This window comes from Paraburkholderia bryophila, from assembly GCF_013409255.1.
Taxonomy (GTDB): Bacteria; Pseudomonadota; Gammaproteobacteria; order Burkholderiales; family Burkholderiaceae; genus Paraburkholderia.
This window is the reverse complement of the sequence record NZ_JACCAS010000002.1, coordinates 1,578,392-1,601,708: the sequence shown is the minus strand read 5'-3', so window position 1 is coordinate 1,601,708 and position 23,317 is coordinate 1,578,392. Positions and strand designations below refer to the sequence as shown.

Below are 23,317 nucleotides of genomic sequence, written 5' to 3'. Positions count from 1 at the left end.
AAAGGCGTAAACGGCGAAATTCAACGAGAGAAGTTCAGCCAGCGAAGACGCGAACGCACGTGCGAATTTCTCGCCAGAAAACCCGCACTCACACCGGCACAAAGCCATTCCGACCGACAGAAAGAAAGCGCCAGAACTCAATTACCGAACACGCTGTTCTCAGCATGGACCGTCTGACGATCCACCGCCTGCAGCCGCCAGAATCCGCTTGTCGGCGCGCGCGTCGGCAGCGCGGTCCACGCGGCGGACCCTTGCGCCGCGCTCACGCGCTGCTTGCGATCGACATGCAAGCCGCGCAACGTGCACAGCGGCGCATCCGTGCTGGGCGCACAGAGGGTCGTCACGCCGTCCTCGTCGTGCAACTCGCCCCAAGGCGGAAGATCGATCCCTTGATGCGCCTCTCTCGACCACCGATGTTCTTCGGTGTCGAGCCATAGAACGGCGTAGTCGTGGCTGACGGTGGGATCCGAACCGTTGATGAGAATGGTTAGGCGCATGGCAGTTCCGTACAGATTGCGAAGTTTAGCTATACCAGTCTAGGCGGCGACGTGCGTTATTCAAGTCTAGAAGTATCAGGTTCCGACACGAAAAAAACGAACGCACCACGCACGCGGCGGTACGATAGCCGCGTCGTGATGACGTCCGCGGAGGCGCGCCATGCTGCATCGATTGCTGCGGTACACGGTGGTGATGGGATGCCTGACTGCGGCAGCGATGTCTTGCGTCGCGGCGGACAACGCGCCGTTCGCCGCACCGGCGCCGATTGTCTATGTGGCCGACTTCGACCTCGACGTCGCGAACGTGACGCCGGACAGCGGCCCAGGGCAGCGCGTGCGTCGTCTGCGCGGTTTGCTGCCGAGCGGGCCGGGTCCATTGGGGCAGGATAAAAATCCGCAGGACCACGCGAAACACATCGTCGACGAAATGGCAGACGCGCTGACCGACGATTTGAAAAAGGGCGGTGTGGATGCGCGCCGCAGCGCACCCGGACAACCGCTGCCACCAGCGGGCTGGCAAGTGCGCGGCGTGTTTCTGAATGTCGACGACGGCAATCGTCTGCGCCGTGCGATGGTCGGCTTCGGCGCCGGCCAGAACAATATTCAGGTGGCGGTGTCGTGCGATAGCCTGGGGGCGGCCGATCTGCCGCCGCTGTACCAGGCTGTCGAAGAGGCCGACAGCAAGAACAAGCCAGGCGCGGTCATCAAGCTGAATCCTTACGTGATCGCCGCGAAGTTCGTGATGTCTAGAGGCGACGAGAAAAAGACGATCGAGAAAACCGCTCAGGAGATCTCGGACGCGGTGATCGCCAAACTGCATGGCGCGGCGTAGTAAGACGACGTAAAGCGGCTAAGCGCAGCGCCAGCAGCGGCACTTAGCCGCGAGCGCAGCGCACGGTTCACGCGCAGCGCACGTAACGCACCGCGCGCGAAAAAACCAAAAACTTGCGTCGCCCCTTCGCTCAAGCCAGATCCAACGTCCCCGTCAAATCCCCCAGTGGCGCGAGCCCATTACTCGCGAACGCGCGGTCGCGCGCCACTACGCCGTCCAGCGGCGCCAGCCCATGCACGCGCGTGATCAGCCGAAGAATCGAATTGGTGTCGTACACCGTGTGATCGACGTAGCCCTTCTTCGCGAGCGGCGACACCACCAGCGCCGGAATGCGCGAGCCCGGACCCCAGCGATCGCCCTTCGGCGGCGACACCGGATCCCACCAGCCGCCGTTTTCATCGACGGTGACGATCACGACCGTATTCGCCCACTGCGGCCCGCGCTGGAGGTGGTCGATCACCGCTGCGATGTGGCGGTCGCCCGATTCGACGTCCGCGTAACCCGCGTGCATGTTCAGATCGCCTTGCGGCTTGTAGAACGCGACCGTGGGCAAACGGCCCGCGTCGATATCCGCGATCAGACGATTGCTCGTGGCGTCGTTGCCGAGTCCGGCATCGCGCAGATGTTGGCTGCGCGCGGCCGTGCCCGGCGCGTAATTGGCGAAGTAGTTGAACGGCTGATGGTGATACTGGAAGTCAGGCACCGCGCCCGTATCCTGGTGGTCCAGCGCGTATTGCCACGCGCCGCTGTACCACGCCCAGTCGACCCCTTTGTCCGTCAGCCGGTCGCCGATCGTCGCGTAGTTCTGTGGCGGCAGCACACGCGGATTCGACAGATCCGCGAACGCGGGATTGCCGCCTTCGGCCGGACGCACATTGCTTGGCTGATACGGCGGCGCCATCGTGTTGACGGCGTAGCCGTCGGCGGTGAACGCGCCGTCGTTGACGAATTTCGGCGGACCGTCGAGCGCGGACGCGGGCGAGTCTGCCGCGAGCTTCAGCCGCGTGCCGGTCGGATCGTCGCCTTCCACCACCGAAGCCAGTTTTTTCGCCGGACTATTGTGAATGTCCGGATAGAACGGCGGCTGCGCCGAAATCAGAAAGATGTGGTTCATCCACGAACCGCCGAAAGCCGCCATGAAGAAGTTGTCGCACAGCGTGTATTGCTGCGCCAGATTCCATAGACGCAGCGTGTCGGCGGAATTGCGGTAGTGCCCCATCACGAGGCCGCCGGAATCGCCCCACGCGGCAAACTGATTGTTGCGGCCGGCGTTGATCTGCATCTGGTTCTGATAGAAACGGTGCACCAGGTCGCGTGTGATCACGCCGTTGGGCAGCGGCGCGCCTTGCGCATCGGTGATATGGAAAGGCTGGTTGCGCAGATTGCCGAGGTCCTTCTGCGCGATCATGTAACGCTTGCCATCCACTTCCTGCGCTTGCGGCACGAGGCCGCCCCAGATGGCCGGCAAACGCGGCAGCGGCGTTTTGCCGTCGCGGTCGAATTGCAGATAGCGCTCGGCGCTGACGGCGTCGAGCGGATGCTGCACGCCGGGGAAGTTGCCGTACAGATTCGCGAAGCTGCGGTTTTCCGCATAGATCACCACGATGTGCTTGACCTGATCGTGCAGCGCGGCGTCGAGGCGCAAGTCGGCGGCGCTGCGCGGTGCGCCGTCGCTCGACAGGCTTTGCTCAGTCTTGCAGCCCGCCAGCGCGATGCCGAGGCCGACCGCCGCGAGCCCGGTGAGAACGCGGCGGCGTTCGGGATCGTCGGGGGCGTTGTCGGTGTGATCAGCGTTGTTGGCGTTGGGCGGCAGGGTGGAGTCGTGGTCGGTCATCGGTCGTTTCCAAAGTGGGCGTGACGGGCGCTGGCGCGGCGCACGGTGAGAACGTGCGCGTGCGCCAACGGTGGCAGATCCGGGCGAGCCGCAAGACGCGGCCTAAGGCAATCGGCGCTTGACGCGCCAACTGCTGTGCGTTGCATCGACGGCGAGCAGCAGCCATTGCCGACTATCAACAGGGTGACGCTTTTGTGTCGCATAGCGGTCCACGGCCAATTCGAGTTCGTCGAGCGCGCGGCGGTGACAGGTCGCGTTTGCGCCCGAACCATCCGCGAATTCGACGATGGCGGCCGCCTCGCGGGCCGACTCGGGCAAATGCGGAATGCGTACCGCGCAGCCCGGATAAAGATGCGAGTCGGCAACCTGAATCTGGATGGAATCGGACATGAGCGTGGCCTCCGGACGCTTGAGCGGAGCGAAAGCGCGGCGGTGAGGCGGCGCGCAGTGGACCGCATCAAAGGATAGCACCGCGCGAATGGGGTGCGGCGCCGATAAATGACCGCCGGGTGCTTCGCGCTATGATGTTGATCTGACTACGATGAACCGCAGAAACGGCAGCCAAGATGGCAAAAGAAGAGCAAACAGGAGTGGGACGCAAGCAGGCAAAGCCACGTGGCGCGGCGGCCTCGATTTCGCAGGACGATGCACTGTCGCCGGCCCAGATGGAAGGCGCCGAGTCCCACGATTCCACCGACGAAGAGAGCTCCGGCGGATCGACTTATCTCGTGCCGGGCCTCGAGCGCGGCCTGCGGATTCTCGCTGAGTTCAGCGCGCGCGAGCCGGTGCTCGGCGCGCCCGAATTGTCGAAACGGATCGGCATTCCGCGCACCACCACGTTTCGCTTATTGCAGACGCTCGAAGCGCTCGGTTTTCTCGAACGCGTGAATGGCGATCGTTATTTCCGGCTGAGCGTCGCCGTGTTGCGGCTCGGCTTCGAGTATCTGAGTTCGCTCGAACTGACCGACGTCGGCACGCCGATTCTCGAACGTCTGCGTGACGCCACTGGCCTGAGTACGCATCTGTTGATTCGCGATCAGCGCGACGTGGTGTTCGTCGCCAAGGCGCAAACCCACGAGCCGATGTTCAGCTCCGTCAAGGTGCATGTCGGCACCCGTCTGCCGGCACATGCGACCGTGCATGGTCAGGTGTTGATGGGCGATCTGAGTTTCGAGGAACTGCGTCAGTTGTACCCCGAGCCGCAACTCGAACGCTTCACCGAACGCACGCCGAATACCGTCGAAGAACTGTACGGTCGGGTGCGCGAAAGCGCCGCACTGGGTTATGCGTTGAGCGAAGCGTCGTTCGAGCGGGGTATTTCGGTGGTGAGCGCGCCGGTGCGCGATCAGAGCGGCAAGATTGCCGCCGCGTTGACCGTCACGATTCCGCGTTCGGATATCGGCGAGGCCGAGGAGCGCGAACCGCTCATCATCGCGGTCTGCCAGGCGGCGCTCGAATTGTCCGAACGTCTGAGCTATCGTCCGCGTGCGGACGATGCGACCGCGGCGCAAGCACGTCGCAGGCCGGTTGCGGCAAACTGATTCTGCCGCTGACGAAATAAAGCGCGCGAGTCAGGCTGTGTTCACAGCCGACTCGCGCGCTTTTTCATTCTTGCTACCGTCCAGCATCAGAACGAGTGATGAATCCCCGTCAGGAAAATCGTCTGATTCCGGCCGCTCGACACACCCGCGGTAAAGAACGCGGCGTCCGTATTCGAGCCCGCGCGCTCATACAGCGCATTCACGTACAACTGCGTCGACTTTGACAGCGCGTAGATATCGCCGATCTCGAACTGCGTCCAGCGATGTCCCGCCAGCGTCGTGGTCGCGGCGCCGCCGGCAATGCTATTGAACGGTGTGAACTGATAATTCGCGCCCGCATCGTAGCTTTGGTACGTGTTCGAATGACCGGCGTATTCCAGCTTCACGCGGGTGTACAGACCATGCACCAGCAACTTGCCGAACTGGTAGGACGCGCCCGCGCCCATGTTCTCGACCTTGTCCGCCGTGTAGGTCGCCGCGGCCACCCCCTGGAAGTTGGTGATGCCCGTCGTGATGATCGACGGCGTGCGGTCGTGCTCGTTCGCATACGTCGCGCCGGCCTTGAACGGGCCGTTCGCGTAGCTAAGCGCAAAGCTCAGCGTCTTGCCGGTCGAGAAGTTGGTCGTGTTGCCGAGACCCATCATCGCGCCGACTGAAAAGCCGTTGAAACTCGCCGAACGGAATTTCACCGAGTTGTCGAACGGCACGACGCCCGTATCGGCGAGTTCGTCGATATTGCCCGGGTGGAACGCGTACCAACTGGCGGCCAGATAAGCCGTGCTCAACGGACCCAGCACGTCGAAGCTGAACGGCGTCTGATGGCCGAGCGTCACTGTGCCGATCTTGTCCGAGCTTAGACCCACGAACGCCTGCCGATTGAACAGCACGCCCGCCTTAGCGAAGGCGCCCGTGTTCGTATAGAAGCCGTTTTCCAACTGGAAAACCGTCTTCAGCCCGCCGCCCAGATCTTCGACGCCCTTCAGGCCCCAGCGGTCCGGCTGCATGTTGCCTTGTTCCTCGATCCACTTCGAACTACCGCCCGCATTGCTGATGTACGCGATACCGGCATCCAGACTGCCGTATAGCGTCACACTGCTCTGCGCCCACGCGCCAGTTGTTGCGCAGATTGCCGTCAAGCCGGCCGCAATGATGTGCTTCACAGTTGGTTCTCCTGATCACACGACGGATTGGCCTGCGCCGATGTCGTCGTCCCTGATCCTTGCTTTGGGGTTGATTGCAGCTTTGGGTTTATGCGCCAAAACTGCACCGCTTTATGTTCCACCTATGGGCGTCCGTATCGCCTATGGAAAGTATAGTGACTCTAGAAGTGGTCAAAATAAATTTTCGGACCCCGTACAAACCCGCATCGGTGCTTTTCGATTTGTCTGCCAATAACGTCTCAACCAAGCGCTAGAAGGCGCTGCGCGCGATTCGAGGATTTCGGCCAGATCACGCAATGCTGTGTTGCGAAAGCCACAGTCGGTGTTTTCCCCAGGCGGTTCAGATTTTTATTTTTTCTCGCTGAAGCCACTCCTATAATTATCCATACACGAACTGATGTTCCTTAGGTGGAACATAAGGCTTCAGGAGAAGGCGAGAAATGACTGAACAATGGCGCTGCGCCGGCCATGCCGGCGACCTGTCCGATGACGCGCCGATCGAGTTCAAGCTCGACGGCACCGAGATCGGCATCTACAAGGTGGGCGATGCGCTGTACGCGCTGGAAAACGTCTGCCCCCATGCGTTCGCGTTGCTGACGCAGGGGTTTATCGACGGCGACACCGTCGAATGCCCGTTGCACGAAGCCGTGTTCCATATTCCGACCGGCAAATGCCTGAAAGAGCCCGGTGGCCGCGACCTGAAGATGTATTCGGTCCGACTCGCCGGCGAAGAAATCCAGATCAAGGTGGAATGACATGCGAGAACAAATCGTGAACTTCAATCCCTTCCTGAAGCCGTGGCTCGCGCCGCAGCCGAACAACGTCGCCGGCAAGGGCGTGATCGAGAAGCCGGGCGAAACCGGCAACTTCATCTGGCAAACGCGTAAGACTGAGCCGACCCAGTACGAAAACGACTTCGGCGACGCACTCGAAAAAGTGTTCGACGCCGGCGCGGTGGAGTTGCAGGAAGTGGTCGACGGTTTGAATCGCGTGGGCTTCCGCACGCCGGAAGGCAACACGTGGGACGCCGACCGCCTCGCCGCCGAATTCCGCCTGCTCGCCGAATAAGCGCGCTTTCCCGAACACGCTTCATCGCTTTCGTTTCCGGAGTCTTTTGATGACGTCCCCCAATACAACGACTCAAAGCGCGGCCGATCCGATCCAGTCCTATCTGGACAAAGGTCTGCGTAATTACTGGTATCCCGTCGCACCGAGCTGGCAAGTTGGCGATGCGCCGGTCGGCATCACACGCCTCGGCGATCAGATCGTGCTGTGGCGCGACAAGGAAGGCCAGGTGCGCGCGCTCGAAGACCGCTGCCCGCATCGCGGCGCGCGTCTGTCGCTCGGCTGGAATCTCGGCGGCAGCGTCGCGTGCTGGTATCACGGCATTGAGATCGACGGCAGCGGCGAGGTCACGAAAGTGCCGGCCGTGTCGAACTGTCCGCTGGAAGGCCAGAAGTGCGTGAAGTCGTATCCGGTCGAAGAACATGCCGGCGCGATCTTTCTGTGGTTCGGCGACGACGCCCATAAGGAACCGGCGCCGCTCGCGCTGCCGGAAGAACTGGTCGGCGAGGAATACGCGAACTTCCTGTGCATGTCGAACTGGAAGTGCAATTACCAGTACGCGATCGACAACGTGATGGACCCGATGCACGGCGCGTATCTGCACGCGACGTCGCACTCCATGGCCGAAGGCGACAAGCAGGCCGACATGCGTGTGCGCAAAACCGAAACCGGTTTGATGTTCGAAAAGGTCGGCCAGCGCGACGTGAACTTCGACTGGGTGGAACTCGGCGAAACCGGCTGCCTGTGGATGCGCCTCGCGATTCCGTACAAGAAGAAGTTCGGCCCGGGCGGCAACTTCGGGATCATCGGCTTCGCCGTTCCCGTCGATGAAAACAACTGCCAGGTGTACTTCTGGCGCACGCGCAAAGTGTCCGGCTGGCAGCGTGACGCGTGGCGCTTCATGTATCGCAATCGTCTGGAAGGCTTGCATTGGGCGGTGCTGGAGCAAGACCGCTACGTGCTGGAAAGCATGGCGCCGAATGCACGCGATCAGGAATTCCTCTATCAGCACGACGTCGGTATGACGCGTGTGCGCCGCATGCTGCGTCAGCGCGCACAACAGGATTTTGCGGCGCTGGACGCGCATCGCGCGCAAGCGGCGAATGCTACGCAAGCCGAAACCCCGGCCACCACACCCGCCGAAGCAGGCCACAGCCATGCATAACGACGCGCACGCAGCGCTCACCGGCCGGCGCGTCCTCGTGACGGGCGGCGCGCGCGGTCTCGGCGCGGCGTTCGTCCGCGCGCTGGTGCAAGCCGGCGCGAAGGTGGTGTTCGGTGACGTGCTGCATGAAGAAGGCAAGGCGCTGGCTGCGTCGCTCGTCGAACAAGGGTATGCGGTGAGCTATCTGCCGCTCGATCTCGCCGACCCCGCCAGCATCACGCAATTCGCGCAGCAAGCTGCGGCGCAACTCGGCGGTCTCGACGCGCTGATCAACAACGCGGCGATCACCAACTCCGGCGGCAAGTTCGCCGACGCGTTGTCGGTCGACACGTGGGACGCCGTGATGAACGTCAACGTGCGCGGCACCTGGTTGATGAGCACCGCCGCGTTGCCTTATCTGCGCGACTCGGGCCACGGCAGCATCGTCAACATCGCGTCGGACACGGCGATGTGGGGCGCACCGAAGCTGCTCGCCTACGTCGCGAGCAAGGGCGCGGTGATCTCGATGACGCGCTCGCTCGCACGTGAATTCGGCGCGCACAACGTGACCGTCAACGCGATCGCGCCGGGCCTGACCGAAGTCGAGGCCACTGCGTATGTACCCGTCGAGCGTCATCAGTATTACCTGCAAGGCCGCGCGCTGACGCGCGCACAAGTGCCCGACGACGTGACCGGGCCCGTGCTGTTCCTGTTGTCCGATGCCGCGCGCTTCGTGACCGGCCAGTTGCTGCCGGTGAACGGCGGCTTCGTGATGAATTGATCTTGTCGAATCGAAAGGAGAAAGAGATGGCGGACGCCGAACTCGAACGCAAATCGTGGGAACAACCCGCGGACGCGAGCTTTGACCAATGGCTGGACAGCCGCGTCGCGCGCCTGGAAACGCGTCGCTATGACTGGGATGCATTGAAGTTCCAGGCCGACTACGACCCGAAGTACCGCCGTGCGCAAATGCGCTACGTCGGCACGGGCGGCACGGGCGTCGCGAAAGATATGAACACGGTGCCCGCAGGCGGCTTCACGTTTTCGACGATGGTGATTCCGGCCGGCAACATCGGCCCGAGCCATATTCATATGGACGTCGAGGAAATCTTCTTCGTGCTGCGCGGCAAGATGAAAGTGGTCTGCGAGAAAGACGGCGAGACGTGGGAAGCCGTGCTCGGCGAGCGCGATCTGATCTCCGTGCCGCCGGGCGTGTACCGCACGGAAGTGAACGTCGGCGAAGAAGACGCGCTGATGTGCGTGATGCTCGGTTCGCCGAAGCCGATCACGCCGACGTATCCGCCGGATTCGCCGCTCGCGAAGCTCAAGCGCTAAGCGCGCTTCGTTGCATCGAGTTGCACCTAAGCACCCTGAAACACCCACGAAGGAAATCATGTCCGCTGTTCCAACCGTTACCGCCGATCAGCACGCCACGCACGCCGGGCTCGAAGCTCGCCTCGCGCGTTTCCCGGCGCAGCAGATCGGGCTGGCTTCGCAACGCGCGGTGAGTTATCGCGAAGCGGAGTGCGCGGACAGCGACAGCGCGTTGCCGCTGGTGTTGTTGCACGGCATCGGTTCAGGCGCGGCCTCATGGGTGCAGCAGTTTGAAGTGCTCGGCGCGACGCGCCGCGTGCTGGCGTGGGACGCGCCGGGTTATGGCGCGTCCACGCCGGTCGCGGCCGAATCGCCGAACGCCATGGACTACGCAACTGTCTTGAACGAATGGCTCGACGCGCTCGGCGTTGAACGTTGCGTGCTGGTGGGTCATTCGCTGGGCGCGATCGTCGCCGGTGCGTTTGCGGTTGCGTATCCGCAGCGCGTGGCCGGCTTGCTGCTGTTGTCGCCGGCTGGCGGCTACGGCGCGGCTTCCGCCGACGTGCGCGACACGAAGCGCGATCAGCGCCTCGCGATGTTGAACGACCTCGGCCCGCAAGGTCTCGCCGAAAAACGCAGCGCCAACATGTTGTCCGCGCAAGCCAACGACGAAGCCCGCGCCTGGGTGCGCTGGAACATGTCGCGCGTGATCCCGCACGGCTACGCACAGGCCACGCATCTGCTCGCCAACGCCGATCTCGCCGCCGACCTCGCGCACTACACAGGTCGCATCAACGTCGCCGTCGGCGCGGACGACACCATTACGCCCCCGGCCGCCTGCGAGCGACTCGCGCTAGCGGCGCGCACCCCACTGCAGGTCGTGCCGCATGCGGGGCACGCCAGCTATATCGAAGCGCCCGCCGCGACTACCGCGATCATCGACACGTTCTGCCGCGCGAGCGACAGACAACGGAGCCCTGAATGACGCCCGACCTCATCAACGCCGAGCGCGACGCGGACGACGACCGCAACGACACCGGTAGCGAAGCCAGCTACCGCGTGCCGGGTCTCGAACGCGGTCTGAGGATCCTCACGGAATTCTCGCCACGCGAGCCGGTTCTCGGCGCACCGGAATTATCGAAGCGCCTGAAGATTCCCCGCACGACGGTGTTCCGTCTGCTGCAAACGCTCGAATCGCTCGGCTTTCTCGAACGCGCCGACAAGGACCGCAACTATCGCCTCGGCGTCGCGGTTCTGCGGCTCGGTTTCGAATATCTGAGCTCGCTCGAATTGACCGACCTCGGCCTGCCGATCATCGAGGCATTGCGCGACGACACCGGTCTGACGAGCCATATCGTGATTCGCGACGGACGCGATGTGGTGTTCGTCGCCAAGGCACAAAGCCATGCGCCGATTTTCAGTTCGGTGAAGGTCAACGTCGGCACGCGTCTGCCGGCGTACGCGACGACGCACGGTCAGGTGCTGATGGGCGACATGACGCTCGACGACCTGAAGAAGCTGTATCCCGAACCGGAACTCGAACGCTTCACGAAACAGACGCCGATCACGCTGGAAGACCTGTACGAGCGGATTCGCGACGACGCAAAGCGTGGTTTCGCGATCAGCGAGTCGTCGTTTGAGCGCGGTATTTCGGTGGTCAGCGCGCCGGTGCGGAATGACACCGGCCGCATCGTCGCCGTGATCACGACGACGATTCCGCGCCATGAGATCGACGCCTCGCTGCTGGACAGCGGACTGATCGACAAGGTGCGCCGCGCGGCCGAAGAACTCTCGCAGCGGCTCAACTACCGGCCGAAGAATGGGCCGAATGCGGGCAGCAAATACATGAAGGCACTGGGGCTCTGATGATTCAAATCGACTTGACCGGGCAGGTGGCGGTGGTGACGGGCGGTTCGTCCGGCATCGGCCTCGCGACTGCCGAACTGTTTCTGCGAGCCGGCGCCTCGGTCGCGATCTGCGGCCGCGATACCGAGCGTCTCGCGCAAGCGGAAACCGCGCTGAACGCGCAGTTTCCTAATGCAGCGCTTCTCGCGCGCCGTTGCGACGTGCTCGATACCGACGACGTCAGCGCATTCGCCCAGGCGGTGCAAGCACGCTTCGGCCGCACCGACATGCTGGTGAACAACGCGGGCCAGGGTCGCGTGTCGACCTTCGCCGACACCACCGACGACGCCTGGCGCGAAGAACTCGACCTGAAGTATTTCAGCGTGATCCGCCCGACCCGCGCGTTCCTGCCGATGCTGCGCGACGCGGGCGGCGCAGGCAACAACGCCGCGATCGTCTGCGTGAACTCGCTGCTTGCACAGCAGCCGGAGCCGCACATGGTGGCGACGTCATCGGCACGCGCCGGCGTGCAGAACCTGATCAAATCGCTCGCGGTGGAACTCGCGCCGCAGCGTATCCGCGTCAATTCGATTCTGATCGGCATTGTCGAATCGGGCCAGTGGCGCCGCCGTTACGCGACGCAAGCAGAGCCGGGCCAGAGCTGGGAAGACTGGACCGCCGAACTGGCGCGCAAGAAAAACATTCCGCTAGGCCGCTTCGGTCACCCCGAAGAAGCCGCTCAAGCGCTCTTTTATCTGGCTACGACGCTGTCGTCCTATACGACGGGCAGTCATATCGATGTTTCTGGAGGCGTTGCACGACATGTCTAAAAAAACCACCGTTGGCGAACTGATCGCCGCCTTTCTCGAGCAATGCGGCGTTCAAACCGCATTCGGCGTGATCTCGATCCACAACATGCCGATCCTCGACGCGATCCATAACCGCGGCAAGATCCGCTACGTCGGCGCGCGTGGCGAAGCCGGTGCGGTGAACATGGCCGACGGCCTGGCGCGTGTGTCGGGCGGCCTCGGCGTCGCGTTCACCAGCACGGGTACCGCAGCGGGCAACGCAGCGGGCGCGATGGTCGAAGCGCTGACCGCCGGCACCGCGTTGCTGCACGTCACCGGTCAGATCGAAACCGAATACCTGGATCAGGACCTCGCGTATATCCACGAAGCGCCGGATCAACTCGCGATGCTGTCGTCGATTTCGAAAGCCGCGTTTCGCGTGCGCTCGGTCGACACTGCGCTCCCGACCATCCGCGAAGCCGTGCGCGTTGCGCAAACCGCGCCGAGCGGTCCGGTCAGCGTCGAGATTCCGATCGACATTCAGGCGGCGGAAGTCGAATGGCCCGCCGACCTGGCCGCGCCGCACATCACGACGCTCACGCATTGCAAGCAGCGCGTCGCGCAACTCGCCGAGCAACTGGTCAACGCGAAGCGCCCGTTGCTGTGGCTCGGCGGCGGCACGCGTCACGCGGCCAAGGCGGTCGAACGTCTGGTGGCCCTCGGCTTCGGCGTGGTGACCAGCGTGCAAGGCCGTGGCGTGCTGCCGGAAGATCATCCGGCGACGCTCGGTGCGTTCAACGTGCACGCGGCGGTCGAAAGTTTCTACAAGACTTGCGATGCGCTGCTGGTCGTCGGTTCGCGTCTACGCGGCAATGAAACGCTGAAGTACAAGCTCGCGCTGCCGCAGCCGCTGTATCGCATCGATGCCGACGCGCTCGCCGACAACCGCGGTTATCGCAACGAGATGTTCATTCACGGTGACGCCTCCGCCGTACTCGAAGAACTGGCGACGCTGCTCGAAGGCCGCCTGAAGGTCGATCCGACCTTCGCCGCCGATCTGGCCGCCGCACGCGTTAGCGCCGTCGCCGATGTGGGCAAGGGCCTCGGCCCATACAAGCAACTCGTCGACGCGCTGCAAGGCGCGGTGGGTCGCGACTACAACTGGGTGCGCGACGTCACGATCTCGAACAGCACCTGGGGCAACCGGATGCTGCAGATCTTCTCGCCGCGCGCAGGCGTGCATGCGCTTGGCGGCGGCATCGGCCAGGGCATGCAGATGGGCATCGGCGCGGCGCTCGCGGGTAGCGCGGCGAAGACCGTGTGTCTCGTCGGCGATGGCGGTTTGATGGTCAACGTCGGCGAACTCGCCACGGCCGTGCAGGAAAACGCCAACGTGATGATCGTGCTGATGAACGACCAGTGCTACGGCGTGATCCGCAACATTCAGGACGCGCAATACGGCGGCCGCCGCTGCTACGTCGATCTGCATCAACCGGATTTCGCGCAGTTCTGCGAGAGCCTGAAGCTCACGCACTACCGCGTCAAATCGCTCGACCAGGTCGACGCGATCATTCGCGAAGGCATGGCGAAGGCCGGCCCTGTGCTGGTCGAAGTCGACATGCTGTCGGTCGGCTCGTTCGCCACCGCGTTCGCGGGCCCGCCGGTCAAGAAAGAGGAGCCGGAACATGCATGACGCCGGCTACGCGGGGCATCACGCACCCGTCGACGTCGCGATGATCGGCTTCGGCGCGATCGGCCAGGCGGTGTATCGCTCGGTCGCCGCCGATCCGACCGTGCGCGTATCGCACGTGATCGTGCCGGAACGTCATATGGCGTCGGTGCGTGAAGTGGTGGGGTCGTCCGTGGACGTGGTGGCCTCCGTGGCCGCGTTGAGCAGCCGGCCGCATTTCGCGCTGGAGTGCGCGGGGCACAGCGCGCTGGTCGATCACGTGGTGCCGTTGCTGAAGGCCGGCACTGATTGTGCGGTGGCTTCGATCGGTGCGCTGTCCGACATGCTGTTGCTCGACGCGTTGTCCGCCGCTGCCGACGAAGGCGACGCGACGCTGACGCTGCTCTCCGGCGCGATTGGCGGCGTGGATGCGCTGGCCGCCGCGAAACTGGGCGGCCTCGACGAAGTGCTGTACACCGGCCGCAAGCCGCCCACCGGCTGGCTCGGCACGCCGGCGGAACAGGTCTGCGATCTGAATGCGCTGACGGAAGAGACGGTGATCTTCGAAGGCAGTGCGCGCGAAGCGGCGCGGCTGTATCCGAAGAACGCCAATGTTGCCGCGACGATCGCGCTGGCTGGTCTCGGCCTGGACCACACCACGGTGCGCCTGATCGCGGACCCGAACGTGACGCGCAACGTGCACCGCATCCTCGCGCGCGGCGCGTTCGGCGAGATGTCGCTGGAAATGTGCGGCAAGCCGCTGCCGGATAACCCGAAGACGTCCGCGTTGACCGCTTACAGCGCGATTCGCGCGCTGCGCAATCGCGCGGCACGTTGCGTGATTTAAGCGTCAAGCCCTAAGCCTTTAGCCTTTAGCAGAAGCAAGCAAACCGGAATGACCGACATGACTCACTTCGATACCAGCCTCGTGCCCAACGGCGATATTTTCATCGGCGGCGAATGGCGGCAAGGGCGTGGCAACCCGTACAAAAGCCTGTATCCGGCGGATCAGTCGGTCAACATGGAAATTTCGACGGCCAATGCCGACGACGCCCGCGACGCCATCGAAGCCGCCGACATCGCGTGGCGCAAAGCGGATTGGTCGGGACTGAAGCCGCATCAACGCGCGCTGGTTCTGTATCGCATCGCCGATCTGATCATGGCGCGTCACGAAGCGCTCGCGCAATTGCAGCGTCGCGACAATGGCAAGCCGATCGGCGAAACGCGCGTGCTGGTGGCGAGCGCCGCCAACACGTTCCGCTATTTCGCGGCTTGCCTCGAAACGCTCGACGAAGAAGTCACGCCCTCGCGTGGTGACTATCTGACCATGAGCATTCACGAACCGATCGGTGTGATCGCGGCCATCGTGCCGTGGAATTCGCCGATCGCTTCCGACGCGCAGAAGCTGGCACCGGCCCTGGCGGGCGGGAATGCCGTGGTGCTGAAGCCGGCTGAAGTGACGCCGTTGGTCTCGCTGGCGTTGGCGCGCATCTGCGAAGAAGCCGGTGTGCCGAAGGGCGTGATCAGCGTGGTGCCGGGCAAGGGCTCGGTGATCGGCGACGTGCTGGTGCGTCATCCGCTGGTTAAGAAAGTGTCGTTCACGGGCGGCACTGAAGTAGGGCGCGGCATCGCGCGTATCGCGGCCGACAAGCTGATGCCGGTTTCTTTGGAACTCGGCGGCAAATCGCCGACCATCGTGTTCGACGACGCCGATCTCGATCATGCGGTCAACGGCGTGCTGTACGGCATTTTCAGTTCGTCGGGCGAAGCGTGCATTGCCGGTTCGCGGCTGTTCGTGCAGCGCTCGATTTACGACGCGTTCATGAAGCGTCTCGCGGAAGGCGCGCGCAAGCTGCGCGTCGGCGATCCGTCGCGCGCTGAAACGCAAATGGGTCCGCTGATTACGGCGGCGCATCGCGAAACGGTCGAGCGATATGTCGCGCTGGGTCTCGAAGAAGGCGGCCGCCTGCTGTGCGGCGGCGAACGTCCGGTCGGCGATGGCCGCGAACAAGGCACCTACTTTCAGCCGACGATTCTCGAAGGCCTCACGAATAACGCGCGCATCTGCCAGGAAGAAATTTTCGGCCCGGTTTTGGTGGCCATGCCGTTCGACGACGAAGCCGCGTTGCTGAAAGATGCGAACCACAGCGTGTTCGGCCTCGCCGCCGGCATCTGGACGCGCGACTACAAGCGCGCTTACCGGATTGCCCGCGCGCTCGAAGCCGGCACCATCTGGATCAACACCTACAAGCTGTTCTCGATCTCGACGCCGTTCAGCGGCTGGAAGGAGAGCGGCATGGGACGCGAGAAAGGCCGGCTCGGCATCCGCGAATACATGCAGCAGAAGAGCCTCTACTGGGGCTTGAACGACGCGCCGCTGGCGTGGGCCAACTAAACCGACACGCAGGAACCGCAAGAGGCACGTTATGACGATTCTCGGCATTGAACAGATTATTTACGGCGTGACGGATCTGGCCGCCTGCCGCCGCTTTTTCGCGGACTGGGGCTTGAAGGAAGTCGCGCACGACGAAACGCACGCGCGCTTCGAAACGCTGAACGGCTGCACGGTGCTCGCTGTGGACGCGAATGACGCGTCGCTGCCGCCCGCGTTCGAAGAAGGCCCGACGTTGCGCGAAGTGACCTGGGGCGTCGCCACGAAAGTGGAACTCGACGCACTGCGCGGCCGCTTTGCCGGTCAACCGGGTCATTTCGAAACCGACGACGCGGTCGGCTGTATCGACCCGAACGGCATGGCGATTCGCGTCGAAGTGACCCGCAAGCGCGTGCTCGACATTCATGGCTCGCCGTCGAACGTGTGGGGGCAAACCTTGCGCGTCGATCAGCCGTCGACGATTTACGAGCGCGCCGAGCCGGTCGAAGTCGGTCACGTGGTGTTCTTCACCAACCAGCTTGCCGAACAGGAAAAGTTCTATCAGGAACTGCTCGGCTTCGAAATGTCGGACCGCTATCCGGGCCGTGGCGCGTTCATGCGTTGCGCACCGCACGGCGGCCACCACGACATTTTTCTGCTGGCGTTGCCGGGCGGCAAGCGCGGTCTGAATCACGTCGCGTTCACCGTGCGCGATATCCACGAAGTGTTCGGCGGCGGCATGCATATCAGCCGCTGCGGTTGGGATACGCAGCTTGGACCGGGACGTCATCCGGTGTCGTCGGCGTACTTCTGGTACTTCCAGAATCCGGCCGGCGGCCTGATCGAGTACTACGCCGACGAAGATCAACTCACGCCCGACTGGCAGCCGCGCGATTTCGAGCCGGGTCCGACTGTGTTCGCCGAATGGGCGATCGACGGTGGCATCGACGGTAATACGCGGCGGCAGAAAAACGCGAAAGCGCCGGAAGGCAAGTTCATGACGGAGCGGAAAAATGACTGACGCTGCTGTTGCCAAGGCGCAAGCCGCGCACGAAGGACTCGAAGCGCCGCGCACGATCGTTGTGATCGGCGGCGGACAGGCGGCCGGCTGGGTCGTCAAGACGCTGCGCAAGGAAGGCTTCGACGGCCGTCTCGTGATGATCGCCGACGAAGTGCATTTGCCGTACGAACGACCGCCGCTGTCGAAAGCAGTGCTGGCCGGCGAAGCGGATATCGACACCGTGCGTCTCGTGAAACCCGACGACTTCGACGCGCTGAACGTGGAAGCGTGGCAGCCGGATTGCGCGAGCTCGATCGATCGCGAACAGCGCATGGTGCGTACGCAATCGGGCCGCGAAGTGCAGTACGACCGTCTGGTGATCGCCACGGGCGGCGCGGCGCGCCGTTTGCCGGACGCGCTCGTCAAGACCTCGCACATTGCCTATCTGCGCACGCTCGACGAAGCCGTCGCGCTCGGTGAGCGACTGCGCGCGAGTCAACGTGTGCTGGTGGTGGGCGGCGGCTGGATCGGCCTCGAAGTCGCGGCCACCGCGCGCAAGCTCGGCGTGGAAGCGTCGGTGGTCGAAGGCGCGCCGCGTCTGTGTGCGCGCTCGTTGCCGCCGATGGTCTCCGGTTTCCTGCTCGACCTGCATCGCGCGAATGGTGTGGACGTGCGCCTGAATGCGTCGCTCGTGAAGCTCGAAGATCATCCGAACGACGCTAACCGGATTCGCGCGACGTTCGCGGACGGTTCGATGCTGGACGCCGATTTCGCCGTCGCCGGCATCGGTCTTACGCCGCATACGGCGCTGGCCGAAGCAGCGGGCGTGAAGGTGGAAGACGGCATCGTGGTCGATCATTTCGGCGCGACCGACGACCCGCGCATTTTCGCGTGCGGCGACGTGGCCAATCATCCGAGCGCGTGGCTGAAGCGCCGCGTGCGGCTCGAATCGTGGGCCAACGCGCAGAACCAGGCGATCTCCACGGCGAAAGCGCTGCTCGGCCACTTCGAACCGTACGCGGATATTCCGTGGTTCTGGTCCGATCAGTACGACGTCAATCTGCAAATTCTCGGCGACATTCCGGCCGACGCGCAACTCGCCGTACGCGGCGATTTGCCGGGCAAACGCGCCACGCTGTTTCATCTGGAAGACGGCGCGATTCGCGGCGTGATCTCCATCAACACGCCGCGCGAATTGAAACTGTCGCGCAAATGGATGAACCAAGGCCGGACGATCGACCTTGCCACCCTGACCGACGCCTCGACGGCGCTTGCCTAACCACATCTACGGACGGCACCACGGCATGAGAACCATCGATAACACTATGGGGGACCGCAGCAGCGCCGGTGTCTCAGGCCCTGTAACCCGGGGCTCGATCATTGCGCGTCTGGAGCGTTTGCCCGGCAACGCGATGCAGGTGCGCGCGCGCATTCTGATCGGACTCGCGACGTTCTTCGACGGCTTCGACGTGATCGCCATCGCGGCCACGCTGCCGATTCTGATCGCGAAGTGGCATCTGACTCCGTGGGAGATCGGCTTTCTGATCGGCTCCGGTTCGGTCGGGCAACTGATCGGCGCCTTCGTGTTTCCGTGGTACGCGGAACGCAAAGGCCGCGTGAGGGCGATCGCGCTGAGTTCGGGGATTATCGGCATTACCAGCATTGCGTGCGGTTTTGCGCCGACCTTCGCGGCGTTTCTGGTGCTGCGCGTGATTCAGGGTTTGGGGCTCGGCGGCGAACTGCCGGTGGCCGCGACCTATATCAACGAGATCAGCCGTGCGCATGGTCGTGGTCGTTTCGTGCTGCTGTATGAAATCGTTTTTCCGGTGGGGTTGCTGGCGTCGAATGCGTTGGGCGCGTGGATCGTGCCGCGTTTCGGCTGGCAGGTCATGTACTTTATCGGCGGCATGCCGTTGATTCTGTTCTTCGTGTTGCGCAAGCTCGTGCCGGAATCGCCGCGCTGGCTCGCCGAACGTGAACGGATGGCCGATGCCGATGCCGCCGTGCATGCGTTCGAACGTGCCACGAAGGGGGCGTTGCCGCCGGTGACGCAATCGGCCGAATTCGAAGCGATGGTCAATCGCCATCCGAAGCGCCGTATGAGCGACCTGTTCGGTCCGGCGTATCTGAAGCGCACGCTCGCCGTGGCGATGCTGTGGGTGACCTGCGGCTTCATTCAGTACGGTCTCTCGACCTGGCTGCCGACGATCTATCGCACGGTCTATCACGCGCCGCTGCAACTGGCGCTGAACCTGGCGGTGGCGGCTTCGGTGCTGGGCGTGGTGGGGTCGCTGACCTGCGCGCTGCTGGTCGATAAGGTGGGACGTAAGCCGATTATCAATCTGTCGTTTGTGGCGTGCGCGATTTCGTTGCTGCTGGCAGGTGTGTTCCACGATTCGTCGGTGTACGTGGTGGCGACGTGCTGTGCGTTCTCGCTTGGGTTCCTGGCTTGCGGGTTTATCACGGCGTATGTGTACACGCCAGAGTTGTACCCGACCAGTATCCGTGCGATGGGTTGTGGCGTCGGCGGCGCGTGGCTGAAGGTCGCGGCGATTTTCGCGCCGGCTATCGTGTCGAAGACGATGATTGGCGGCAACTTGCAGGTGGCGTTTTATATTCTCGCGGCTGTGCCGTTCATTGCGGCGATCGCGGTGCATTTTCTTGGGATCGAGACGAAGGGTAAGGTGCTGGAGCAGTTGGAGGCTTGAGCGTTGCTCGTGTAAGGGGTTTGGTGGGCGGTGATGGGTAGTACCGCGATGGCAGGAAGACGAAGGGCGCACCGGGTGGTGCGCCCTTTTGTTTTTGGGGCAATTCCGAGAGGCTTTCGGATTTTTCTCAGATGCCGATGGGTGTTATCCACATAAGTCGATTCGACATCAATTATTGACAAATTCTCAATTGCTCATGCCTTCGAGAATGTGATATTTGTTCGGATGACTGAATTACGGAAATGGCAATGAAACGTAGTTATCTGAAAGTAGGCGACAAGTCTTCAGCCGGGGGGACTGCCACTGAAGGCATTGCTCTCATGTCTCACCACGGAACGCAACTGACTTTCGTTGGCGCAACTGTCGAGTGCCCCGCATGCCTTTCCATGGGGAAAATCGTCCCGCGAGGTCCTCGGTGGGCAGGGAACCTAATGGGCAAGCAAGTCGCGCTGGAAGGTGATGTTTGTGCATGTCAGTGTTACCCGCTTCCTGTGATGCTCGCTTCCCAGTCAGACATGACGATGAGTTTTGAAGCGCATGAGTTGGCTCGCATGGGGCTCGGTTCAGACGGCGCATCGATAAACGAAACGCCGGCAAGTGACCATTGGATACGGTTTGCTCTGAATGAAAGAGGAAGCTGTGAGGGCTTAGGGTGTCGTGCTCATTTTGCTGATGGCTCGGTCGCGCATGGCACGTTCGACGCTAACAACATTGTTCATTTTGAGCGGCCGAACGCTACTCCCTGCCAGAAAGTCGAGCTTGCGATCGACTATGAAAAGCCCTCTCGATCGCTCGTCCACTCTCTGTTGTCTGCGATGTTGGAGTGAGGTATGGCCGACGCTCAAACCACCTTTAACGGTTCATTCGATACCCAGAAAAAACATCGTCTTCCGAGTGCGCTTCTGGATGCTGCAATCTCGGACTGGGAAGCGATAGCTACGAAATTCGGATTGGATGCGATCAAAGATTCGGCTACGCGTGCCAAATACATGGCTCACATTGCTGAAATCTCGAATGATGTCAGGCAGGAAGTCGACAGCGGGAACATGTCTATCAAAGACGGTGCTGTCTACTGTAACCAGTTGCGAGATAGGTTATTTATCGAATACAGGAAATATACGTCTTCGGTCGGAGTTGCTCAGGCAGAGGCTATCAAACTAAATGCTCGGGGTTTCGACTACTATCTGAACAAATATGCTCAAATTGAGTTCAAGAAGAAATTCGCGGATTTGACCGAGCAGGAGCGAGGCAAGATCTACTACGAAGTCATCAAATCAGCAGGTAGAGGCAACGACACAGTCAATACGAATGTTAGAAAATTAAGAGTCAGGGGCAATGTCTTCTTGCTAGTCACTGCCATTCTTGCTGTTGGTGAAATAGTTGGGGCAAGGAGCAAGATCAAGGAAGTCGCCAGGCAAGGCAGTATCATCGCTGGTGGGATGATAGGTGGTGGTCTTGCTGGTTTCGGCGTGTCATTCGTATGCGGCCCGGCCGAACCTCTCTGCGCCGTCGCGTTGGTCTATATCGGAAGTCATGTCGGCGGTACGGTTGGGCAACTGGCAAACGACGTGTATCAGGATGAACGTGAAGAGTTCATGCGGTGGATGAAAAGATGAGGGTTTTGACGTGACAACACCTTTACTGATACTTCTGCTCGTGCTTTTTGTCGGCTCGGGTGGTGTGATGTTGTTTAGCCTCTTTCCGAGAGATCGAGGCATCAATTTCTCCGACCTGGACAACGAAGGCGTGTTGCCTGCCGACAGGTCGGACGTGCTCAGAAAGCCAGCCGTCTTCTATACGGCTACTGCCATATTGGTGTGTTCGGCCGGCGTGTATCTATGGTGGAAAGCGACTGCTGGATAAGACCGCCGCGTGGCAACCGTGTCGCCATGGCGGGCTATTTTTGGTGGTTGCCGGCTAACCCGCGTCGCCGCCTGACACCCTCGATGATCCAGATACTCATCAACCCCGCGCTCACACAAGCGACGATATCCGGTTTGGTCACAGCCAGCACCATCCAGAACAAATTCACATAGCCGCGAAAAAACGCCGGTATCGCCGAGCGCATTTCAGTCCAGCGAGTCGCCTCCAGTACCCCTCCCGCCGCCGCCATCACCGCAAAAAGCGCCCACGCGAACTGAGTCGAGTGCTCTTCACGCTGCAACAGCAGCACGATCAACGCGACGAAGGCCGCAAACCAGATCGGCAGGAAAACCCACGACAACCGCAGCCGGCGCGCGAGCCAATCGCGCCACTCGGCCTGCGCGAACGAGATGAAGAACGCGAACAGCACGCCATGGGCGAACGGCATCGGCCATGCACGCGGGTCGGTAGCGATCCAGTGGCCCACGAAGCCGAACGCGCTGGCGTTGGCGACAGCCAGAATCGCCAACCGCTTGATAGACGGCCAGCCGTGGATCAGCGCAGCCCAGATTGTGCAGACACCAAGCGTGATCATCGCCATCGAGGTGGAATGGCCGTTGCCGTCTTCGCACAACGCCGCGGCGGTGGTGCCTAACCATACAGGAATCCAGCCATAGCGCAGCCAGCCGATCGAACGCAACGCGCGCAAGCGCTGTTGCTGCGGCTCTGAAAGCAGCACGCTGGTCGCGGCGAGGGTGACCAGCGCGAGCATCAGCGTCGATAGAAGAATGGCGAATTGTGGTGGCGCCCATTGATCTAACAATCGATCGCTTGCGGGATTCAGCGAGGCGGTGGCGAACAGCACGCCACACCACGCATTCAGCGCGAGCGCCGGACCCAGCAGACGGCCCACACCGATGCGGAATTTGAGGCAACTACTCCAGAACTCGACCTTCTCGCGATCCAACCGCAGCCGTACCACGCTAGGATGGTAGCGGCCCAGCGAGGTCAACAACTGTTCCATCTCCGTGCGCACGCCGGCACGCAGCAACGCTCTCGCGCCGATTGCGATGGATGGTGACGGCGCTTCGAGCAGCGCCATCGCGTTCATGAAGCGCAAACGCAGCGCGTTGTAGTCCTCGTCGGCGAATACGCGGTCCAGTGCGAGATTCGCAATGGGCGCGTTGCGCCGGCGCAGATGCGCGGTGTTGTCCCGCCACCCGAGCACGGCGTTCAGATTCATGCGCAGTTCCGCCGGCGTGTCCTCGTTCAGACAGTGGCACAGTGCTTGCCATTCGAGTTCTTCGCGCGTTGGAATATTGACGATGGAGCCGAACAGCGCCTCCAACGAACGGCGCGACGCGAGTTGATCGGGTTGCGCGACGAAGTCCTGCCACAGTTGTACCGCGCTTTCGAACGCATCGGGTTCGCGGACGGTTTGCACCGCGAGCGTAGGCGTCGAGACCGTCGACACCGTCGCCGGCATCGCCACAACCGTATTGCCGCTCACTATCTGCAACGCCGACTCATACGCATAGCGCAGACGCTGAAACGCGTCGGCATCCTCATCCGGCCGTTGCTGTTTCAGCAGTTTCGCGTAGGCACGGCGCACCGCGCGCTCATCCGCATTCGATTCGATGCCGAGCGCGTCCCACGGCCAGGTGTTGTCGGAACTCGTAGTCATGG

The 23,317-nt window shown here is 62.4% G+C and carries 23 protein-coding genes; 18 read left to right on the top strand and 5 right to left on the bottom strand.

From position 1 onward, the window contains the following. Positions 1–137: 137 nt before the first annotated feature. Positions 138–497: a DUF3564 domain-containing protein gene (locus GGD40_RS28320; protein ID WP_179711253.1), complete on the bottom strand. Its 360-nt coding sequence runs from the start codon at positions 495–497 to the stop codon at positions 138–140. Between the two features lie 160 nt (positions 498–657). Here GGD40_RS28320 and GGD40_RS28315 point away from each other — a divergent pair, with 160 nt between their 5' ends. Next, the gene (locus GGD40_RS28315; protein WP_179745889.1) at positions 658–1,329 is read left to right on the top strand and encodes a DUF4410 domain-containing protein; all 672 of its coding nucleotides are present in this window, start codon (positions 658–660) and stop codon (positions 1,327–1,329) included. Between the two features lie 130 nt (positions 1,330–1,459). Here the strand turns inward: GGD40_RS28315 and GGD40_RS28310 are convergent, their stop codons facing one another. Next, entirely contained in the window at positions 1,460–3,163 is a 1,704-nt protein-coding gene (locus GGD40_RS28310; RefSeq protein ID WP_179745888.1) for an acid phosphatase, read from the bottom strand. Between the two features lie 102 nt (positions 3,164–3,265). Further along, entirely contained in the window at positions 3,266–3,553 is a 288-nt protein-coding gene (locus tag GGD40_RS28305; protein WP_179745887.1) for a hypothetical protein, read from the bottom strand. A gap of 176 nt (positions 3,554–3,729) precedes the next feature. On the opposite strand from GGD40_RS28305, the gene GGD40_RS28300 reads away from it, so the two are divergent. Further along, positions 3,730–4,704 carry an IclR family transcriptional regulator gene (locus GGD40_RS28300; protein WP_179745886.1) on the top strand — a complete coding sequence of 325 codons (975 nt, stop codon included), beginning with the start codon at positions 3,730–3,732 and terminating at the stop codon, positions 4,702–4,704. Between the two features lie 86 nt (positions 4,705–4,790). Here the strand turns inward: GGD40_RS28300 and GGD40_RS28295 are convergent, their stop codons facing one another. After that, on the bottom strand, positions 4,791–5,864 hold the full coding sequence (locus GGD40_RS28295; RefSeq protein WP_035560469.1) for a porin: 1,074 nt from the start codon (positions 5,862–5,864) through the stop codon (positions 4,791–4,793). Between the two features lie 440 nt (positions 5,865–6,304). Here GGD40_RS28295 and GGD40_RS28290 point away from each other — a divergent pair, with 440 nt between their 5' ends. From GGD40_RS28290 to GGD40_RS28215, 16 genes are all read left to right on the top strand, one after another. Continuing rightward, positions 6,305–6,619 carry a non-heme iron oxygenase ferredoxin subunit gene (locus GGD40_RS28290; protein WP_035560467.1) on the top strand — a complete coding sequence of 105 codons (315 nt, stop codon included), beginning with the start codon at positions 6,305–6,307 and terminating at the stop codon, positions 6,617–6,619. A 1-nt stretch (position 6,620) separates the two neighbouring features. Then, entirely contained in the window at positions 6,621–6,932 is a 312-nt protein-coding gene (locus GGD40_RS28285) for a recombinase-like helix-turn-helix domain-containing protein (RefSeq protein WP_179745885.1), read from the top strand. A gap of 49 nt (positions 6,933–6,981) precedes the next feature. Then, on the top strand, positions 6,982–8,094 hold the full coding sequence (locus GGD40_RS28280) for an aromatic ring-hydroxylating dioxygenase subunit alpha (RefSeq protein WP_179745884.1): 1,113 nt from the start codon (positions 6,982–6,984) through the stop codon (positions 8,092–8,094). Beyond that, a complete protein-coding gene (locus GGD40_RS28275) occupies positions 8,087–8,854 on the top strand; it encodes an SDR family oxidoreductase (RefSeq protein ID WP_179745883.1) in 768 nt (255 codons plus the stop codon). Before GGD40_RS28280 ends, GGD40_RS28275 begins: the two co-directional genes overlap by 8 nt. 26 nt (positions 8,855–8,880) lie before the next feature. Next, positions 8,881–9,408 (top strand): cupin domain-containing protein, encoded by a 528-nt coding sequence (locus GGD40_RS28270; protein ID WP_035560458.1) that lies wholly within the window; start codon positions 8,881–8,883, stop codon positions 9,406–9,408. A 58-nt stretch (positions 9,409–9,466) separates the two neighbouring features. Next, positions 9,467–10,372, top strand: a complete 906-nt coding sequence (locus GGD40_RS28265; RefSeq protein ID WP_179745882.1) for an alpha/beta fold hydrolase — start codon at positions 9,467–9,469, stop codon at positions 10,370–10,372. Further along, positions 10,369–11,253 (top strand): IclR family transcriptional regulator, encoded by an 885-nt coding sequence (locus tag GGD40_RS28260; RefSeq protein WP_035560451.1) that lies wholly within the window; start codon positions 10,369–10,371, stop codon positions 11,251–11,253. Before GGD40_RS28265 ends, GGD40_RS28260 begins: the two co-directional genes overlap by 4 nt. Then, positions 11,253–12,062, top strand: coding sequence for an SDR family oxidoreductase (locus tag GGD40_RS28255; protein WP_179745881.1), 810 nt, complete (start codon positions 11,253–11,255; stop codon positions 12,060–12,062). The genes GGD40_RS28260 and GGD40_RS28255 overlap by 1 nt, the downstream gene beginning before the upstream one ends. Then, positions 12,055–13,713 carry a thiamine pyrophosphate-binding protein gene (locus tag GGD40_RS28250; protein WP_179711273.1) on the top strand — a complete coding sequence of 553 codons (1,659 nt, stop codon included), beginning with the start codon at positions 12,055–12,057 and terminating at the stop codon, positions 13,711–13,713. The genes GGD40_RS28255 and GGD40_RS28250 overlap by 8 nt, the downstream gene beginning before the upstream one ends. Further along, positions 13,706–14,536 carry an aspartate dehydrogenase gene (locus GGD40_RS28245; RefSeq protein ID WP_179711275.1) on the top strand — a complete coding sequence of 277 codons (831 nt, stop codon included), beginning with the start codon at positions 13,706–13,708 and terminating at the stop codon, positions 14,534–14,536. Before GGD40_RS28250 ends, GGD40_RS28245 begins: the two co-directional genes overlap by 8 nt. Positions 14,537–14,593: 57 nt before the next feature. After that, positions 14,594–16,084: an aldehyde dehydrogenase gene (locus GGD40_RS28240; RefSeq protein WP_179713927.1), complete on the top strand. Its 1,491-nt coding sequence runs from the start codon at positions 14,594–14,596 to the stop codon at positions 16,082–16,084. Positions 16,085–16,115: 31 nt separating this feature from the next. Then, positions 16,116–17,081, top strand: a complete 966-nt coding sequence (locus GGD40_RS28235) for a VOC family protein (protein ID WP_179745880.1) — start codon at positions 16,116–16,118, stop codon at positions 17,079–17,081. Then, positions 17,074–18,339 (top strand): NAD(P)/FAD-dependent oxidoreductase, encoded by a 1,266-nt coding sequence (locus tag GGD40_RS28230; RefSeq protein ID WP_179745879.1) that lies wholly within the window; start codon positions 17,074–17,076, stop codon positions 18,337–18,339. Before GGD40_RS28235 ends, GGD40_RS28230 begins: the two co-directional genes overlap by 8 nt. Positions 18,340–18,364: 25 nt before the next feature. Next, positions 18,365–19,768, top strand: coding sequence for an MFS transporter (locus GGD40_RS28225; protein WP_179711279.1), 1,404 nt, complete (start codon positions 18,365–18,367; stop codon positions 19,766–19,768). A 242-nt stretch (positions 19,769–20,010) separates the two neighbouring features. After that, positions 20,011–20,595 carry a PAAR domain-containing protein gene (locus GGD40_RS28220; RefSeq protein WP_306456602.1) on the top strand — a complete coding sequence of 195 codons (585 nt, stop codon included), beginning with the start codon at positions 20,011–20,013 and terminating at the stop codon, positions 20,593–20,595. 3 nt (positions 20,596–20,598) lie between these two features. Beyond that, positions 20,599–21,384, top strand: coding sequence for a hypothetical protein (locus GGD40_RS28215; protein WP_179711283.1), 786 nt, complete (start codon positions 20,599–20,601; stop codon positions 21,382–21,384). A gap of 281 nt (positions 21,385–21,665) precedes the next feature. On the opposite strand, the gene GGD40_RS28210 is transcribed toward GGD40_RS28215, so the two are convergent. Then, a complete protein-coding gene (locus GGD40_RS28210; protein WP_179745878.1) occupies positions 21,666–23,315 on the bottom strand; it encodes a J domain-containing protein in 1,650 nt (549 codons plus the stop codon). Positions 23,316–23,317: the final 2 nt, after the last annotated feature.